The organism is Hoeflea sp. YIM 152468 (genome assembly GCF_029210485.1).
Lineage (GTDB): Bacteria > Pseudomonadota > Alphaproteobacteria > Rhizobiales > Rhizobiaceae > Hoeflea.
In genome coordinates, this window is the sequence record NZ_JARGET010000025.1 from 78,439 (window position 1) to 95,257 (window position 16,819).

General features: G+C 68.7%; 20 protein-coding genes and 1 pseudogene. 2 read left to right on the forward strand and 19 right to left on the reverse strand.

Annotated elements, in window-relative coordinates:
* Nucleotide 1: 1 nt before the first annotated feature.
* On the reverse strand, nt 2-2,005 hold the full coding sequence (locus PZ897_RS13210; RefSeq protein ID WP_275752812.1) for a phage terminase large subunit family protein: 2,004 nt from the start codon (nt 2,003-2,005) through the stop codon (nt 2-4).
* Nucleotides 1,953-2,549: a hypothetical protein gene (locus PZ897_RS13215; protein ID WP_028720223.1), complete on the reverse strand. Its 597-nt coding sequence runs from the start codon at nt 2,547-2,549 to the stop codon at nt 1,953-1,955. The genes PZ897_RS13210 and PZ897_RS13215 overlap by 53 nt, the downstream gene beginning before the upstream one ends.
* Nucleotides 2,550-2,660: 111 nt before the next feature.
* Between PZ897_RS13215 and PZ897_RS13220 the strand changes: the two genes are divergently transcribed.
* Both PZ897_RS13220 and PZ897_RS13225 read left to right on the forward strand, forming a co-directional pair.
* Nucleotides 2,661-2,933, forward strand: coding sequence for a hypothetical protein (locus PZ897_RS13220; protein WP_028720222.1), 273 nt, complete (start codon nt 2,661-2,663; stop codon nt 2,931-2,933).
* 95 nt (nt 2,934-3,028) lie between these two features.
* On the forward strand, nt 3,029-3,601 hold the full coding sequence (locus PZ897_RS13225; RefSeq protein WP_028720221.1) for a DUF3489 domain-containing protein: 573 nt from the start codon (nt 3,029-3,031) through the stop codon (nt 3,599-3,601).
* A gap of 53 nt (nt 3,602-3,654) precedes the next feature.
* Here the strand turns inward: PZ897_RS13225 and PZ897_RS13230 are convergent, their stop codons facing one another.
* The 17 genes and pseudogenes from PZ897_RS13230 to PZ897_RS13310 form a co-directional block, all read right to left on the reverse strand.
* Nucleotides 3,655-3,879 carry a hypothetical protein gene (locus PZ897_RS13230; protein WP_028720220.1) on the reverse strand — a complete coding sequence of 75 codons (225 nt, stop codon included), beginning with the start codon at nt 3,877-3,879 and terminating at the stop codon, nt 3,655-3,657.
* Nucleotides 3,876-4,358, reverse strand: a complete 483-nt coding sequence (locus PZ897_RS13235) for a hypothetical protein (RefSeq protein ID WP_275752892.1) — start codon at nt 4,356-4,358, stop codon at nt 3,876-3,878. Before PZ897_RS13235 ends, PZ897_RS13230 begins: the two co-directional genes overlap by 4 nt.
* Nucleotides 4,359-4,560: 202 nt before the next feature.
* Nucleotides 4,561-5,070: pseudogene (locus PZ897_RS13240) on the reverse strand (DNA cytosine methyltransferase); the annotation flags it as partial.
* A 1-nt stretch (nt 5,071) separates the two neighbouring features.
* Nucleotides 5,072-6,436: a ParB N-terminal domain-containing protein gene (locus PZ897_RS13245; RefSeq protein WP_093359550.1), complete on the reverse strand. Its 1,365-nt coding sequence runs from the start codon at nt 6,434-6,436 to the stop codon at nt 5,072-5,074.
* 416 nt (nt 6,437-6,852) lie between these two features.
* On the reverse strand, nt 6,853-7,233 hold the full coding sequence (locus tag PZ897_RS13250; RefSeq protein WP_275752818.1) for a DUF6362 family protein: 381 nt from the start codon (nt 7,231-7,233) through the stop codon (nt 6,853-6,855).
* Nucleotides 7,226-7,426 carry a hypothetical protein gene (locus tag PZ897_RS13255; RefSeq protein ID WP_071796301.1) on the reverse strand — a complete coding sequence of 67 codons (201 nt, stop codon included), beginning with the start codon at nt 7,424-7,426 and terminating at the stop codon, nt 7,226-7,228. The genes PZ897_RS13250 and PZ897_RS13255 overlap by 8 nt, the downstream gene beginning before the upstream one ends.
* Nucleotides 7,423-7,962 (reverse strand): hypothetical protein, encoded by a 540-nt coding sequence (locus tag PZ897_RS13260; protein ID WP_228189155.1) that lies wholly within the window; start codon nt 7,960-7,962, stop codon nt 7,423-7,425. The genes PZ897_RS13255 and PZ897_RS13260 overlap by 4 nt, the downstream gene beginning before the upstream one ends.
* A 340-nt stretch (nt 7,963-8,302) precedes the next feature.
* Nucleotides 8,303-10,624 carry an AAA family ATPase gene (locus PZ897_RS13265; RefSeq protein ID WP_246003931.1) on the reverse strand — a complete coding sequence of 774 codons (2,322 nt, stop codon included), beginning with the start codon at nt 10,622-10,624 and terminating at the stop codon, nt 8,303-8,305.
* Nucleotides 10,621-11,391, reverse strand: coding sequence for a hypothetical protein (locus PZ897_RS13270; RefSeq protein WP_123644167.1), 771 nt, complete (start codon nt 11,389-11,391; stop codon nt 10,621-10,623). The genes PZ897_RS13265 and PZ897_RS13270 overlap by 4 nt, the downstream gene beginning before the upstream one ends.
* Complete coding sequence (locus PZ897_RS13275) at nt 11,388-11,594, reverse strand: DUF6511 domain-containing protein (protein WP_275752826.1); 207 nt, start codon at nt 11,592-11,594, stop codon at nt 11,388-11,390. Before PZ897_RS13275 ends, PZ897_RS13270 begins: the two co-directional genes overlap by 4 nt.
* Nucleotides 11,595-11,801: 207 nt before the next feature.
* Complete coding sequence (locus tag PZ897_RS13280; RefSeq protein ID WP_123644166.1) at nt 11,802-13,490, reverse strand: DEAD/DEAH box helicase; 1,689 nt, start codon at nt 13,488-13,490, stop codon at nt 11,802-11,804.
* 13 nt (nt 13,491-13,503) lie between these two features.
* Entirely contained in the window at nt 13,504-14,127 is a 624-nt protein-coding gene (locus tag PZ897_RS13285) for a hypothetical protein (protein WP_123644165.1), read from the reverse strand.
* 101 nt (nt 14,128-14,228) lie between these two features.
* A complete protein-coding gene (locus tag PZ897_RS13290; protein WP_272857884.1) occupies nt 14,229-15,104 on the reverse strand; it encodes an ATP-binding protein in 876 nt (291 codons plus the stop codon).
* On the reverse strand, nt 15,104-15,400 hold the full coding sequence (locus tag PZ897_RS13295; protein WP_123644163.1) for a hypothetical protein: 297 nt from the start codon (nt 15,398-15,400) through the stop codon (nt 15,104-15,106). The genes PZ897_RS13290 and PZ897_RS13295 overlap by 1 nt, the downstream gene beginning before the upstream one ends.
* Before the next feature lie 38 nt (nt 15,401-15,438).
* Nucleotides 15,439-15,633 (reverse strand): hypothetical protein, encoded by a 195-nt coding sequence (locus PZ897_RS13300; protein ID WP_018303655.1) that lies wholly within the window; start codon nt 15,631-15,633, stop codon nt 15,439-15,441.
* Nucleotides 15,634-15,717: 84 nt separating this feature from the next.
* Nucleotides 15,718-16,440 carry a sigma factor-like helix-turn-helix DNA-binding protein gene (locus PZ897_RS13305; protein ID WP_123644162.1) on the reverse strand — a complete coding sequence of 241 codons (723 nt, stop codon included), beginning with the start codon at nt 16,438-16,440 and terminating at the stop codon, nt 15,718-15,720.
* 99 nt (nt 16,441-16,539) lie between these two features.
* Nucleotides 16,540-16,785 (reverse strand): hypothetical protein, encoded by a 246-nt coding sequence (locus PZ897_RS13310; RefSeq protein ID WP_123644161.1) that lies wholly within the window; start codon nt 16,783-16,785, stop codon nt 16,540-16,542.
* Between the last annotated feature and the right edge of the window lie 34 nt (nt 16,786-16,819).

Genomic DNA, 16,819 nt, shown 5'->3' on the forward strand with positions numbered 1-16,819 from the left:
TTCAGAACCATCCCTCCCGCCGCCCGAGCCAGTCGGAGCGGCGCTTGCCCTGCGGGGCCTGTCCCGGCCGGTTGATCTGCCCGGCGGGATCGGTGTCGGTGGGGGCGGCCCCGAGCTGATCCTCGAGGTCGCGCCATTTCTCGTCGGGCCAGCGGTCCGCGCCCGCGATCCAGGCGGCTGCGCGGGCGTAGACCCGGCAATCCAGCGCCTCGTTGCGCTCGCGCAGCTTCTGCCATTCCAGCCGGGCGAAGCCGCGCTTGGTGCGCACCGTCACCAGCTGCTCGGCCACGAACTGCTTCAGCCATTCGTTCTCGACCCAGTGCGGCAGATGCACCGAGCCGGGCGGGAACGCCGCCCCGTCGGCCATCTCCTCCTCGGTCGGGCGTGCCAGCCGCAGGAAGCGGTAGGTTTCGGCCTTGAAGGTCGACACTGCCACGGTCCAGAGCCGCGCCCCGCGCCGCAGGCGTTTCCCACCCTCGGTCGCGTCGACAAAGGTCGGCCCCGACACCGGGCTCGAGCGGTTGAACCCCTCGACGCCCTTGACCGGCGACACCTGCGCGAAGCCTTGCGCCCGCGACCAGGAATAGACCGCCGGGGCCTCGTAGCCGGTGTCGATGGCGAGCCGCGCGATCCTGAGATGCGCGCGGCGTTCATGCGGCCAGGACCGGTCGAGCAGCGCGGTCAGCTCCGACCAGGCGTCGTGCCGGTCGGGCCCGCCCTCGATGACGACGTGATCGACGAGCCAGCTTTCCAAGCCGCGACCCCAGGCCCAGACATCGACCTCGATCCGGTCCTTCTGCACGTCGGCTCCGGCTGTCAGGAACAACCCGCCTGCTGGCACCGTGCCGGATGTCCAGCGTTCGCGCCGGTCGTAGAGCCGCTGCCAGTCGGGCGCTTCCCCGGTCTCGACCCATGTCTCGCCGAGGATCGTGTTGCGGAACGCCTTGATCGCCTCGTCCGACCCTTGGGCTGCTTCCCATGACCGCACGATCCGCTCCCAGCTCAGCCAGCCGATCGGCGAATAGAGCGCCGAAAGGTGATACCCGACCGTGGTCGGATCGGCGGCCGTGGCGGTCGCCCGCCATTCGCCGCCCTCCAGCATCGCCGTCTTGTGGTGTTCCGCGATTGCCGCGTCGCAGCCCTCGCAGTGATACTCGGCCGTCTCCGGGCGGCCCTTTTGCCAGCGCAGCCGGTCGAACTTCAGCCATTGTGCGTGGCCGCATTGTGGGCACGGCACGAAGAACCGACGCTGGTCGCTGGCCTCGTACTCGCGCTCGATGCGCGACAGCCCCCGGATCGTGGGCGTCGAGACCAGCAGCACCTTGCGCCGGTGGGCGAAGGTCAGGGAGCGCGCCTCGGCGAGCGTGACCGGATCGCCTTCCTCGTCGGCCGAGGCGGGATAGGCGTCGACCTCGTCGAGGAAGATGTAGCGCGCCGGGGTGGACCGAAGCCCGACCGCCGAGTTCGCGCCCGTCATGATCAGGATGCCGCCCGCGAACTCCTTCGAGAGCATCGTGTTGCCCGCATCGCGGGATCGCGCGGGCTTCACCCGCTCCCGCAGCTCTGGGCTTTCATCGATCAGCGGGTCGATGCGCTGGCGCGAGTTGCGCTTGGCCAGTTCCACGGTCGGCTGGACCGCCAGCATCGGACCCGGCGCCTGGTGGATCGCGAACCCGATCCAGTTGTTGCCCGCCTCGGTCGCGCCGACCTGCGCCGCCTTCATGAACACGATCCGCTGCGTGGGATCCCCCGGCGACAGCCGGTCCATGATCTCGCGCATGTAGGGCGTGCGCACGGTGCGATACCGCCCCGGTTCGGCTGAAGCCCGCCCCGAGAGCATCCGGTGCCGGTCCGCCCATTCCGAAACGGTCAGGTCCGGGTCGGGCCGCAACCCGTTGCCCCAGGCGCGGAGGATCTCGCCCGCGCCGTCGAAGTCGATCAGGCCATCATCGTCACCGGAAGTCGGGCCGGACCTCGGCGAGTTCGTCGAGGTGGGCGCGTACATGTTTCTCCAGGACCTTCTGCATCGCGGCTGGCTCCACGGTGATCTGCTGGCCGGTCACGTCGGCGCACGAGGCTGACAGTTCGGCCGCCATCAGCGCCGCCGCGCGTGCAGGCCAGTTCACCCACGCGTCCCGTTCCTCCCGCGCCAGCCGGAACACCAGCGCCAGCGCGCGGGCCCGCTCGATCAACTCCCCCTTCAGCTTCTGGAGCCGGATGCGCCGCTCCTGCGCTTTCAGCACCTCGTTCGCGGTCTTCGCCTGCAGGAAGGTCGTGCCGCCGCCGACGGCCGGGACTGCCAGCCCCTGTTCACGCAGCGTGTCGCCAACAGCGGCCACGGCCGCCTCGGGGACGGGCTTCAGCTTCGGCGTGGGCGGCTTGCGGGTCTTGGACGGGTCGGTCGTCTCGGCACGTCTGGCGTCGCTGGCGGCCGCGTTGATGCTGCCGTCGGGATAGAGGACCAGCCGCTCGGCGGCCTTGGCCTTCTGGATCGCGCCCCGCGACAGCCCGACATGCGCGGCGTACTGGCGCTCGCTCATGCCCTGCATCGACGGCTCCGATTATCTATCGAAATCATGTTCTTATCGAGTTGATAAGCAGCGCGACCGGAGCGAACGTCCGTTCAGAAGGACGATGCAACTCACCAAGGAGCCATCACGATGACCACGCGCCTGAACCCGATCACCACCCCGCGCCACGAACTCCGCGCCGAGAAGGCGCGCCGGAATAAGGAAGCCGCGCTCGCGGCCTTCATCGGCAAGAAGGCCGAGATCGACGAGATGCTCGCCCGGCTGCAGACGCTGAGCGACGACCACTTCAACGCCCACCCCGACGAGATCAACTGGGGCCATGTCGGCACCCTCGAACACTACGCCAGCCTCCTGAAGCGCATCACCGACAGCGCCTTCGGCGAGGGCGAGCACGCCCGCTGATCTCCGGCACTGCCGGAACTCCCGCCGCGCGCCCTGCGCGGCTCGGGGTCGTAGGAGGCGCCGCATGACGCGGGCCCGAATACGGAGACGATCCCATGACCAAGCTTTCTGACACCCAAGCCATCATCCTCAGCGCCGCCGCACAGCGCGAGGACCGCATCGCACTGCCGCTGCCCGAGAGCCTGCGCGGCGGCGCCGCTGCCAAGGTGGTCGGCGCGATGCTCGCGAAGAACTTCCTGCAGGAGGTCGACGCCGACACGCGCAAGGGCGAGCTTATGTGGCGCGAGACCGGAGACGGCCACGGCGTCACGCTGGTTGCCACCGACGCGGGCCTTGCCGCCATCGGGATCGAGACCGAGGACGCGAACCCCGCGCCTGCGGGCGCGACGGACGCGCCTACCGAGGAGGCCGCGCCGGACACCCCCACCGTAGCCGAAACCGCGCCCAAGACGCGCACACCGCGCGAGGGCACCAAGCAGGCCACGCTGATCGCCATGCTGCGCGCACCGGACGGCGCGACCATCGAGGAGATCATGGCCGCGACGGGCTGGCAGTCGCACACGGTGCGCGGCGCGATGGCGGGGGCGCTGAAGAAGAAGCTCGGGCTCGAGGTGACCTCGGAGAAGGTCGAGGATCGGGGGCGCGTGTACAAACTCCCCGCCGCCTGACGCGCCGGACCCCGACAAGCTGATGACCGCCGTCCCTACGGGGCGGCGGTCGATCATTTGGCGCTCCGCATCCGGATCGCCTCGAACACCCGCCGCAAGGCGAAGGAACGGGCGATCGAGACGACGGTGAAAATGGCGCCCATCTTCAGGTTCTGCGCCAGCGTCGTGTGCAGCCCGAAGATCGGGAAGATCAGGATCTGCGTCACGACCGCGACGCCGTAGCCGACGATCACGTTGGCGACGGACTCGACCAGCGACATGAGGCGGGTCTGCTTCATGCCGCTGCCTCATCCATCGGCCAGCAGTTCAGCCGCGAGAGTTCGCAGCGCATGCGCCGCAACCAAGGGGACCACGCCGTTGCCACAGAGGCGAAGCCGGTCCACCCGGTGGGCCAACCCATCAGTGCCTCGACGAACAGCGGGTTCAAGGTCCGGCGCGGCTCGGAGGTATCGCTCCCAGCCATCGGCGTCACCAGGACCTTGCGGCCAAGCAGGCCGTTCACCGGCGTGTTCGCGAGTGTCGTCGCCCCGTCCTTGTGATCCCGCGCCGTCGGCGTCATCCACAATCCCACCGCATGGGTCAGATCGGCCGTCTTGCGGTTGCCCGCGCTCGGCTTGCAGCCGTCGTTCGCCATCGGCGTCGGCCAGTCCCGCGCCATGCGGTCCAGACCCTTCTCGTCTCGTCGTTCGCCGCCCCGGCTGCGGAAACTGTCGGTCTGCGGCGTGGGCCACATCGCAGCCGTGGTCGCCAGGTTCATGCCGTGCTGGCCCGCTTTCTGCGACGGCGTCGGTATTGTCTGCCTGTTCTCGTTGGCGCTGGCCCTTGGCGTCGGCCAGAGCCGCAGCAGTTCCGTCCGGTTCCCGCCACTCGACCGGGTGCCAGAGCAGGCGCGCGGGGTCGGCCAGCTCGTCCCCTTCGCGGATGGCGAGGATGAAGAGCCGCTCGCGCTTGTGGGGCGCGCCGACTTCCGCCGCCGTGAAGAGGCCTGCCGCAAGGCGGTAGCCCATGCCGACCAGTCCTGCGGCGACTTCGGGGAAGCCGAGGCGGAGATGATGGGCGACATTCTCGAGGAAGACGAAGGGCGGTTCGACCTCGCCGATGATGCGGGCGACATGCGGCCAGAGGTGGCGCGGGTCGTCGGCGCCCCGGCGTTTGCCCGCGACGGAGAACGGCTGGCACGGATAGCCCGCAGTGACGATGTCCACCGCGCCGCGCCACGGGCGGCCGTCGAAAGTTGCAACATCGTCCCAGACAACAGCCTGATCCAGGGACGCGTCTTCCATCCGCGCCACGAGAGTGGCTGCGGCGAAGGTTTCCCGTTCGACATGGCCCACAGCACGATATCCGGGGATGGCGATGGTGAGCCCGAGGTCGATACCGCCCGCGCCGGAGCAGAGGGAGAGGCCGAACAGACATGCGTCTCCGGCTCCGGAAGCGTCTCCGGAGGAAGGTAGAGCCAGGTCATGCATGTCACGCGGCGGTCTGGCGCTTTCGCGCGGGTTCGGGTTCGGCGTCCGTGTCCGGCGTATCGGTGACGTCGCCCAGCCGCTCCGCCTTCACCTGCGCGAAGGTCCGGCCGTCGCCGTCGAGGATCGCGTCCTTGTCGGTTTCGGCCTGCCAACGCTCCACGGCGACATCGACATACGCCGCGCTGATCTCCATTGCGAAGACGCGGCGGCCATTGGCCTCGCCCGCCATGATCTGCGACCCGGAGCCGGAGAACGGCTCATAGCAGAGGCCGCCCCGCGCCACATGCTGGCGCATCGGGATCCCGAAGGCGTCGAGCGGCTTCGGCGTCGGATGGTCAGGCCGGTCGTCCTTGGCGAAGCTGGGAAGCGCCCATGTCGATGGCAGCGTTTCCTCGGCCACCTTCGGCGGGCGGTTCGGGCGACGCCAGCCCATGAAACAGGGCTCGTGCTTCCAGAGGTAATGCGACCGGGTCAGGACGCCCCGGTCTTTCACCCAGATGATTTGCTGATGCACAAAGGCGCCTGCCTTCTCCCAGCAGGCTTCCAGCATCGCCTGGCGGCGCGAGGCGTGCCAGCAGTACCAGGCAGCATCCTCGGCGATGGCTTCCGCCACGGCTGCAGCGATGAACCCGTCATAGAGTTCCGCGCCCTGCGAACTGTCGTCCCAAGTCGTGCCGTAGGACGCCGACCAGTCCTTGTTGCGGGTCGGATGGTTCGAGCCGTCGTAGTCGACGAGATACGGTGGATCGGTCGCGAAAAGGATCGCGCGCTCACCGTTCATCAGGCGGCGCACATCGGCCGCGCTGGTGCTGTCGCCGCAGAGCAGCCGGTGATCGCCGAGGATCCAGAGATCGCCCGTCCGCGACGCCGGATTGCGTGGGGGTTCGGGGATGGTCACCGGCGGCACGGAGCCCCCGGCGCCCTCTTCCTCGCCGCCACCGTCGAGATCGAAGGCCAGCAGCTTGTCGAGTTCGCCATCGGAAAACCCGACCAGCGACAGGTCGAAGTCTTCGGCCAGCAGGTCGTTCAGTTCCGCCGACAGCAGCGCCTCGTCCCAGGTGCCGAGTTCCGTCAGCTTGTTGTCCGCAATCCGGTACGCCCGGCGCTGCGCTTCGGTCAGGTGCCCGAGCACGATCACCGGCGCCTCGGTCAGCCCGAGCTGCGTCGCGGCCAGCACGCGCCCGTGGCCTGCTATCAGTTCGCCGTCCTCGCCGACGAGGCAGGGCACGGTCCAGCCGAACTCGGCCATGCTGGCGGCGATCTTCGCGACCTGATCCGCGCCATGCGCCTTCGCGTTCTTCGCGTAGGGCTGGAGGCGCGACAGCGGCCACGTCTCGATCGCGTCCGGGGCGAAGCTCAACGTCATGATGGGCACGGTTCCTCGGTCGGGTGGATGCCGGTGGCTTCCGGACTCCGGATGCCGGGCCGGACTCCACACGGGGTCCAGCGGCCACCAGCGGTGTCCGGTCGGAAGGCCAGCGTTCATTGGTGTTTGCGCGGGGCGCGCGTGGCTCCGGCTTCCGGGTGGCTTCCCAAAAATCCGGCCCTGTCGCTGGCGATGTTCCGCGCTTCGCCCGCCAGCATACGAATGTCGCCAGGAAGGAACCGGAAACTGCCGTGGGATGGACCCCCGCCGGACCCTCGCTGGATACCGGGGTCCAGAAGAGCCCCGTCAACGCAAAGGGGAGAGCGAGCTTTCCAGCGCACTCTCCCCATCTTGCCTTCGGAATAGCATGATCATGTTGCAGATGTCGAAGGAAAAAGTGTTGCAACATATTGGAGTCACTGCGCATTCAGGCGCGAAGCGATCTTGGTCAGCGCCAGCTGCCAGCGACGCCAGGCGGTCGTGCGGTCGCACCCCAGCTCGCCGCTGATCTGCTTCCACGGCACCCGGGCCGCACGCGACCAGACCAGCTTGCGCTCCGCCTCCTCGATCCAGAGCACCCAGTCGAAGGTCTCCTCGAGCCGGGTGATCGCAGCGGCCGAGGGCCAGACCCGCATCGGCTGGGGTTCCATCGCCGCGATCTCGCGGCTGGTCCGCACGATGTCGGGCCAGGTGTTGAAATAGCCCTGCGCCTTCACCGGCGGCAGCTTGCGCAGGGTGCGGAACGCCTCCTCGAAATGATCGGCGACGCAGTCCGCGGTCCATTCCCGATCAGCCATGACGCGCCTCCCTGTCGGACGGGCGCGGGCCGTAGAGCTTCTCGCCCAGCTGGCGGACCAGTTCACGCTCGGGCCAGGTGAGGCGGTCGTCATCGGCGGAGACCGCGAGGACGCCCTGTTCCCGCCAGCCCTCACGCTTGACCTGCTCGGGATCGCGGCGCCGACCGCCGTAGCCATGGGGGTGCCATCTCATGCGACACCTCCCTTCGTCTCGATCGCCCAGAGCAGGATGGCGATGGCGTCGGCCTCGTTGTCGTCAGCGGGGCTGAAGCCGCGGGAGCGGACGGCGGCGACCATGGCGGCCTTGTCGGCGTTGCCCTTGCCCGAGGCGTGGCGCTTGATCGTACCGACCGGGACGCCCTCATAGGGCACGCCCCGCAGCTCGGCCCATGCAGTCAGCGTGGCCATCAGCCCGCCATAGATGTGGCTCGCGTCGGTCCCTGCGTGGCGGCGGACTTCCTCGAACCAGATGGCGGCGACGGGCCCGGACAGCCGGTCGATCTCGGTCAGCCAGTTGGTGAAGCGCAGGTAGCGCATGCCGCCGCCATCGAAGCGGCCGGGGCGCAGCGAGACGGTCCCGCTGGTAATCAGGCCGTCATGGCCGCGGATCGCCCAGCCGGTCGAGGTGCCGAGGTCGAGCGCGAGGATGCAGCGGTTGCGGGGTGTGTCGAGCGGCAGCGATTCAAACCTTGCGCCGTCGCAATTCGGGATCAGAGTCGGCTGAGCCATGATGGGTCTCCTTTGCCGGTGGCCTGTGGTGGTGGAAGACGACGGCGGTCTGGTGCTTGGCGGTACGGGGCCGGCGTCGTCGGATCGGAAAGCACAACACACCGTCACGGCGGCGCGCGCGGCTGACCCGGACGTATGGGAGGAGTGGCCAACCCTGTGGGGTAGCCCTCCCATACGTAGTATGGGGGTTTGACACCTAACTGTTCCGAGGCGTTCAAGTGGCTGAAATCATTGCGGAATAAGACTTCATGAAGTCTTCGGGCATGAGTTAGGGACCTAACTCTTATTTGCCCGTAACCCGTTGATTTCGTTGAGTGCACAGTTGGCGCTGTCATATGAGTCAGGCCTCACTCATATGAGTTAGGTCGTCCTCCAGCCCCTCCGGGTAGACCCAGACGGCGGGGTTTTCGACCTGCAGGCAGAGCCCGGATTGGGGGCATTTGAAGTGGCTGGGCAGGACCGGACGGGCGGGTGTGGTGACCTCGCCGGTGTCTGGATCGACATGCTCTACGTGCGCGCCGAACTGCATGCCCTCGACGCAGAGATAGCCGAACCGCGACCGGGTGACGGGGAAGCCGAACCCCGAGGGGTCGCGCAGGAACTTCACGAAGCCCTTGGTCGCCAGCACGCTGAGGCGCTCGCGGATCGTGTGCTTGCTGCCCAGACCGCCCCGGTTCTCGAAGGTCTCGGCGAACTGCATGGCGGTGTAGAGGCGCTCGCTCGCCGCCTCATCAAGCAGCATGCCGAGGATGACATCGTGTTTGCGCAGCCGTTCGGCATCGAGCCTGGCGCCGACCTCCTTGCGCACCAGGCGCTCGTTCATCGGGTTCAGCTCGACCCACTCCCCCTTCACCTTGTCGATCAGCTTCCCCGGCAGCGCGGGCCCGTTTCGAAGCTCGATCTCCAGCCTGCGGACGGTGCTGTCCTCGTCGGGTCGGTGCATGAGCAGCCCGGAGGTGTAGAAACCCCGCAGCGCGCTGGCGCCGGAGAGCGCGAGGAAGGGATCGTCCTTGACCTGATGCTTGGTGGCCTTGCGGGTGTGGTGGGCGAGGATGACGCCCGCATCCGGATTGACCGCCTCGCGGAGAAGCTCCACCCGGTCCTTCAGGAAGAACATCATGGCTGTGTTGTCGTTCTCGCCCCCGCCTTCGGGGCCGCCATCGAAGAGGTTGCGGATCGGGTCGATGACGATGATGTCGGGCGGCGCGTCGGGGAATGCGGCCCGGATCGCCTCGGCCACGCGGGCGACGCCTTCCGCGTCGAGCAGCAGCTTCAGCTTCGGCGTGGCGATGAAGGTGTCGCGCGCGGCGGCGATCACGGCGGCGGGCAGCGCGATCTGCTGCATGCGCTCGCGCAGATAGTGATACTGGATCTCGGCCTGCAGGTAGAACACGCGCAGCGGCCGGGGCGGCGTGAAGCCGAGGAACGGCACGCCAGCGGCCATATGCACGAGCCAGCAGATCAGGAAGTCGCTCTTGCCGACCTTGGGCGCGCCGCCAAGCACCAGGAGCCCGCCCGGCGTCAGCACGCGGGGACCGATGATGTCCTCGGGCATCGGGCTCGTGTCTTCGAGCAGCGCGCCGAGGCTGAAGGTCGGCAGCGGGCTGGCCGGGGCGTCGGCGTGGTCCGCGCGCAGGAGCGGCGGACCGTTGCGCTTCACATGCAGCGCCCAGAGGCGCTCGGACTCGGCCATCAGCCGATCGAGCGGCCAGGATGGGCGCAGCATGGCGGCGTTGTAGCCGCAGATCGCCTCCCAGCCTGCGAACGGGTCGAGGCGGCCCTCGTGCACCAGGCGCACGTAATGGCCGATGGCGGCGCTGGCCCCCTGGAAGCGGGACCAGTCGTCAACCGCGCCTTCGCGCACCGGCGTGGTGAGCACTGCGTCGATGCCGGGCTTCGCGGTCGGCGCGGCAACGTCGCTGGCGAAGCCTACGCCTGGCAGCGGCGGCATCTCGGCGACCTTTTCCGCGAAATCCGCCAAGTCGACCTCGACGTCGCGATGCTCGCGGATCTGCACGAGGCGCTGGTGGCCGTGCTTGTGATAGACGGTGCCCGGCACCCGGATCGGCTGATGCGCCGAGCGGAAATGCGTGTCGCCGCCGACCTTCACGGCGATCTCGCCCCGCAGGCGGCAGAGCGTCACCAGGTCCTCGCCCTCGGCCGGTTCGGTCAGCTTCCACCAGACATGGAGCTTGGCCGCACCTTCGGGCGTCCGCCCGCCGCTTTCGATGATCAGCGTGGGCGGGCCGAGATGGCGCGTGACATGGTCGAGCTTGGCCGGGATATCGCCCGCATCGAGATCGACCACGATGGCCTGCATCTGCAGCACATCGGCGGCGCGGGCCTGACCCTGCTCCTCGACCGTGCCGGGGATGACGTAGACGGCGGCGCCCTCCCGGTTCGCCCACGCGGCGAAGGTCGCGAGCTTCTCGTTCGCGGTCTCGTCGGCGGGGATCCAGATGTTGTGCGGCTTGCCGTCCCGGCCCTGACCCTTGTCGACGAAGCCCCGGAGCGGGATCAGCCCCTCGCACCAGCTGAACACGGTGTCGAGGAACACGGCGATCTGCTCGGGGTCGGGATCGCAGCCGAACGGGTTCTCGGACGGCGGCCCGTCGTTGAAATCCATCCACGGGTTGAAATGCAGGATGCCGTCGTCGCTCATGCCGGCAGCCCCCAGCAGCGCTCGGCCCACGGGCAGAAGCGGCACTCGAAGAAATCGGACGTGGTGGCGACGCGCGGCAGAAGCTCGCCCGCATCGGTCGCCTGCAGGATCCGCACGCCCCGGTCGGACATGCGCTGCGCGAGATCGGCGTCGAAGGGCACCAGCTCATGGTGAAGCTCAGCGGTGTCCTTGTTGATCGCGGTGAAGAGCGCGGGCGCGGCCGAGATGCCGGAAACCGTCCCTTCCATGTAGGCCTGGTAGAGCGCGATCTGGGCGGCGTAGACCGGCTTCGACTTCGTCACGCCGTCCTTGACGCAGGCGCGCCAGTTCTTCGCGTTCATCGTCTTGCATTCCCAGAGGGCGGGAACGGCCAGCTCGAAGCCTTCGGGCCCTGCGGCGATGATGCCGTCGACATGACCGCGGATGCGCCCGCCCGCAACGGAGAACCCGAACTGGCCGCCATCTGGCCGGTTGCCCTTGCGCGTGTAGAGGTCGAAGCCCGCGCCGCGCAGCCAGGCGACGGCCAGATCCTCGAGCGCATGGCCGATGGCGAAGATGCGCAGCGACTGGCCGCTGAAGTCCTGGCCCTCGTCCTTCGGCGCAGCCGTGAACTCGAACTGCAGGGCGCGCTCGCAGGCATGGCCGAGACGCGAGCCGCCGAGGTAGTCGCGGGGCGGCCGCGTGGCCTGATCGGCGGTCAGCGCCCGATCGACCGCGGCGTTGACCCGCTCTGCGAAAGTCGGCCGGTGATTGTAATCGAGGGTCAAAACGGCACCTCCGGCGTCTGCGCCCGGGCGATGCCGGACATGGCCTCGCGGAAGCCCTCGACGGCCTCCTCGATCAGCGCGCGCACCTGCGCCTCGGTCAGATCGGCGAGCGGTGTAGTCCAGCCGATCTCGTCCATCAGCAGTGCGACGCGCTTCATGGTGGCGGTGATCGCGGCGCGCTCCTCCTCGGTCAGGTCAACCATGGCGAAACGCTCCCGCGCGAAGCGCGTCCAGAAGGACTGGCAGGGCATCGAGCAGAACCAGACCGATGGCCGGGGCCGCTTCGACCGGTGCGGATCGAACCAGCCAAAACCACGGGTGGGTTGCCGGCAGACAGCACAAAGCGTCCCACGCGGATGCCAGAGTCGCCGCCGGTCCTCGGCCGTGATGGGGGTTGAGGGTGCCATGGGTCATGCCGCCCTCCGTTCGGGAGAGGCCGCCGTGTCGATCAGCTGGCGGATGGCGCGCTTGTTGAAGCCGAAGGTCATCAGCGCGGAGGCGCGGTAGCGCGTCAGGCCGAAGTCGTGGCGGCACTCGGGCGGCAGGTACTGCAGCTGCTTCTCGGTCGGCGGCTGGCGCAGCCAGGAGCGGGTCTTGAAGGCGCTCTCGTCGGTCTCGTGCGTGTTCAGCCAGTCGTCGGCCTGCGCGAGGCAGACGGTGCGCTCGCCGACGCCCAACAGGTGGGGGCGTTCGCCCTTCGCGCCGCCGATGGCGTACCAGACCCCGTCCAGCCAGAAGATGCCGCCCCAGGCTGCGAAGCCCGTGGCCATCAGCGCGTCGTCCGTACCGTAGAGGTCGACCCACGCGAAGCTGGAGCGCTTCAGCAGGTCGATCTCGGTCATCATGAAGCCCGAGAGCGGCGCGGCGTCCCCGCCTTCGCCCGCATCCAGATCCTCGCGCGGGAACGCCTCGCCGCAGAGCGGGCATTCGGTGGCGGCCAGCGGGATCTCCGCCTCGCAGGCAGGACAGGTCTTCGTCGGCGCCTCGCCGATCTCGGTCTTGCCGTCGAGATCGACGTCCTGTTCCAGCGTGCCGTGGATCAGGCTGGAGGTGCCGAAGTCCAGCACGACGCAATCGGTTTTCACGATGCCTGGGTGTTCCTCGGGGTCGACGGTGCGCAGCCCGCGCCCGACCATCTGGATCATCGTGGACTTGTAGGAGCTGGGCCGCAGCAGCACGACGCAGGAGGTGGGCGGATGGTCCCAGCCCTCGGTCAGAACCGCCACGTTGACCACGACGCGGATGTCGCCCGCGGCGTAGTCGGCGAGGATTGCCTTGCGCGTTTCGGCCGCCAGATCGCCATGGATCAGCGCAGCGGAAACGCCCGCCGCCCTGAAGGCGTCGGTGACGTGTTCGGCATGCGCGACGGTGGAGCAGAACACCACGGTCTGCCGGTCGCCCGCCTTTTCCTTCCAGTGGCGGATCACCTCGTCGGTGACGGGCGCGCGGTCCATGATGCCCGCCACCTCCGCCATGTCGAAATCCGACATGGTCTTGCGGACGGACCGCAATTCGTCCTGGACACCGACATCGATGACGAAGGTGCGCGGCGGCACCAGGTGGCCCGAGGCGATCAATTCGCCCAGCCGCACCTGATCGGCGACGTTGTCGAAAACCTCGCGCAGGCCCTTCCTGTCGCCCCGGTTCGGCGTCGCCGTGACCCCGAAGATCCGGGCGTCGGGATTGGCCTCGCGCACCCGGTCAATGATGCGGCGGTAGCTGTCGGCGACGGCATGGTGCGCCTCGTCGACGACCAGCAGGTCGAGGCGCGGCATGTCGGCGAGGTTCGAGGCGCGCGCCAGCGTCGGCACCATGGCGAAGGCGACCTGACCGCCCCAGGACTTCTCCGTTGCGTCGATGACAGAGGTAGCGACGCCTGGCACCACGCGCTGAAACTTGGCGCGGTTCTGCGCCGTCAGCTCGTCGCGATGGGCCAGCACGCAGGCCTTGGCCCCGTCGTCGATCATCTCGCCGGTGACCGCCGAGAGCATGATGGTCTTGCCCGCGCCGGTGGGCGCCACGCCCAGCGTGTTGCCGCGGGAAGCGAGCGCAGCCACGCTGCGCTCGACGAAGGTCTTCTGGCGGGGGCGCAGGCGCATGGCCGGTCTCCCCTTACTGCGCCCAGCTCGGCCGACCGGCGGCGCCGGGGGCGGACGCGGGCTGGCTGGGCTGGGTGGACGTGGTGGGCTGCTGCGGGGCGTGGCCCTGCGCCGGGGCAGCAGAGGACTGCGGCGCGACCGTGCCCATCAGCGCGGCGTAGTCGCGATGGTCGGGCGTGACGGCATTGCGGATCTCGTTCTTGTCCTCGCCGTTGGTGTCGGTGCCGATGTCGATGCGGGCGATGAATTCGACGCCGTCGAGATCGCCGAACCCGTTGATGCGGCGGCGGGCCTGCGCCTCCGGCGAGTTGTCCTTGTCCGACACGCCGCGCGCCGAGTTGAGGATGCCGCGGATCAGGCCGCGCCCCATGTTGGCCCAGTCTGGACCCTTGGGGCTGTAGAGGCCGATCAGCGACCAGATTTTGCGCCGGGCATAGGGCCCTTCGAGCACCGTGTATTCGACGTCGAGATAGACGGCGCCGGTGGCGGCGCGGCGCGCCCAGCCGCCGGTCCAGCCTTGCGAGGGGTCGTCGTAGCCGCCGGGGCGCAGTGAGGCCCGCACCTTGGCGAGCGTGCCCTTCGGGATGACGTTGGTGTTGGATTGGGCGGAGTTGAAGTCGTTCCAGGGTCCGGACATTGCGCGGCTCCTTTCAGTTGGAGGATGGGACGCGCAGTGGCGTCAGAGGGGAAAAGCCACCCCAGCGACCGGATCGGGACACCGGGCGTGGCGAGAGGCGCTCAGCCATGGCCGGGCTCCTGCGCGGGCGCGGGATCGGCCGGGGTCACCGGCGGCCATGTCAGGCGTTCGGAGGCTGGCGCCGCGGGACGCTGGATCTTCTCCATCAGCCGGCCGAGATGCGGGGCCTCGACCCTGTCGAGGCGGCCGGAACGGTCCTTGGCCGGATAACCCCAGGGGTTCAGCGTCTGGCAGACGAAGGCGCGCTGCGGCTGGCCGCCCTGGTCCGGGATGTCGGCCATGGTGATGACCTGATCGACGATCCCCGGCAGCTCGAGCCCGGTCTTCGAGCCGTCGATCTGCGGCTGGAAGACCTTGCGGTTGAAGTCGTCGAGCCGCTCGTCAAGGATGCCGACGAACCAGACGTGCTTGCCGCGCGTGTGCTGCAGGTGGGTCAGCCAGCCGATCATCTCACGGCCATGCAGCCCGTAGGCGCCGCGGATGTCGGGCTTGCCGGTCTTCTCGGAGAACGCTTCGGGCTGCCCACGGCACCACTGGAAGCAGAGCCGTCCCGCGACGGTGATCGAGTCGATGAAGACGGTCTCGTATTTCCCGATCACCGTGGGATCGCCGTAGCGGCCGCAGACCTCGTCGAAATGCGCCTGGCTGTAGGGCTGGTCCTCGCGCAGCGCCGGGTTCGGCCCGCCGATGAACACCGCGAAGTCGCGACATTCCTTCCAGGTGCGGGGCCGGAGCGTGTCGATCTCCAGCCCCTCGACCGCCAGATCCCCAGCCTCGAGATCGAGGAAGAGCGTGGTCGAGGCGTTCAGCGTCCAGAGCAGGCTGGTCTTGCCGATGCCGGACCGCCCGAAGATGACGCCCTTGATGCCCTTGCGTTGCGCGAGCCGCTCATCGGCGCCGATGATGGGAAGGGCCATCACTGGCCCTCCTTCTTCATCACCGCCGTGGCGGCGCGATCTGCGCCGATGCACCCCGCCTCGCGGGCGAGCTTGTAGAGGCGCTTCAGCGCGTCGGCGCGGCGGTAGGCGGCCGTGCTCTCGCGCTCCGCTTCCACGATCGCGAAGGCGATCTCGTCGACGGTCGCCTCGACGACCGGCAGCGGCTCGCGCGGTTCGTCTCCGGGACGCTGCGGGAGGGAGATGGTTTCGGGGAGATCTTCGAGGGCGTAGTTCACCTTGCGAAGACGGGTGATGGCGTCCGACTGGTCCGGCATGGCGGTTCTCCGTGAGATGATGTGATCGAGGAGGCGCATCACGCGGCCTCGCGGACGTCGGGCGCGGGCTCGGCGACGTAGATCGCCAGCAGCGGCGTCCCGTCGGCATGGGCGCCGGCGTCCTCGATCTGATAGTTGCGGTTGGGCTCGCAGACCTCGGTCAGCTCCCAGCGGCGATAGAGCCCCGGAAGACGCCTGAAATCCTCGAGCGACAGATCGGCAGTGCGGTTCATGCGTGTCTGCTTTCGGTTTGAGGGAAGGCGCTCGGGGCGCTCGAATGGAAAAAGCCACCGGCGGGACCGGATCGGGACATCGGTTCAGGGGATTTCCTCGAGGGCGTCGTGCAGCCGGCGCATCGCGCGCTGGTACCGCTTGCGGGCGGCGGCCTCGGTCAGCCCCAGGTCAGCTCCCGCCTCGGCTTGGGAAAAACCCTCGATCGCCACGCGGATCACCAGCACGGCGTCGTCGCCGAGCAGCTTCCGCACGGCGCCGTTCAGCCGGGCGTACCCATCCGCGCCGATTCCGCTGTCGCCGCTGTCCGCCACCTCGTCGGGGTCGGCGCCGCTGGCGAGATGTTCGCGCGCCGTGTCGCGCTGGCGCACGCGGATCATGTCGCGCTCGACGTTGCGGAGCACCGTGGCCGCGATCCAGTTGACGCGCCCGAGGTCGAGGCCGCGGACCGCCTCGGTAGTGCGCGCCAGCACGTCGGACGCGACCTCGTCAGCGGTGCCGAGCCTGCGCCAGAGCGACCGGCGCCGGATGGCGTCGAGGCCGGGCCAGAGCGCCAGCAACAGCATTGTCAGGGCGCTGTCGGACGCGGGCCCGTCGCCCTGCGCTGCCCTCACGAGAGCGGCGAGGATCAGGTTCTTCTGGCCCTGATCGCCGGGGGTGCGGTGCAGCCCGTCCAGCAGGGCCGCCGGATCCCGGAACGCTGCAAGGGCGGCCTGCGTGCGCCGGATGGCGTCGAAACTGCGCTGGAAGTGAAGATTGGAGGAAGATTGCATGAGGTGATCACGGATCTCGTGCCACGCGAAGGACATCGGACGCCTGCCTTGCGGCCAGGCGTCCGGCGCCTTCTCGTGGCCAGGTCAGGACGTCGCGCGTCTCTGCGATTTCAGGGGGTTGGGTGAATGCGCGCGTCAGCGCGCGGGTGCCGTTGCGTTATTCAGCGTGGCGCAGCCCCGGCAGGTGGCCTGAACCGGAAAGCCCACGAGATACTCGTGCCCCCGCGCGAAGCGCAGGTGCATGCGGCCGTCCCGGCAGACGCCGAGCAGCTTCTCACAGCGCGTGCAGCGCCATTCCGAGTTGGAGGTGGTGGGCTTGGTCTTCGCGGCGCCGGACCAGCTCGTCTGGGCTGCCTGGCGCGAGGGGAAGGGAGTCGGCATGAAAGTGCTCCTCTGATGTGGAGCCCTTCCAATA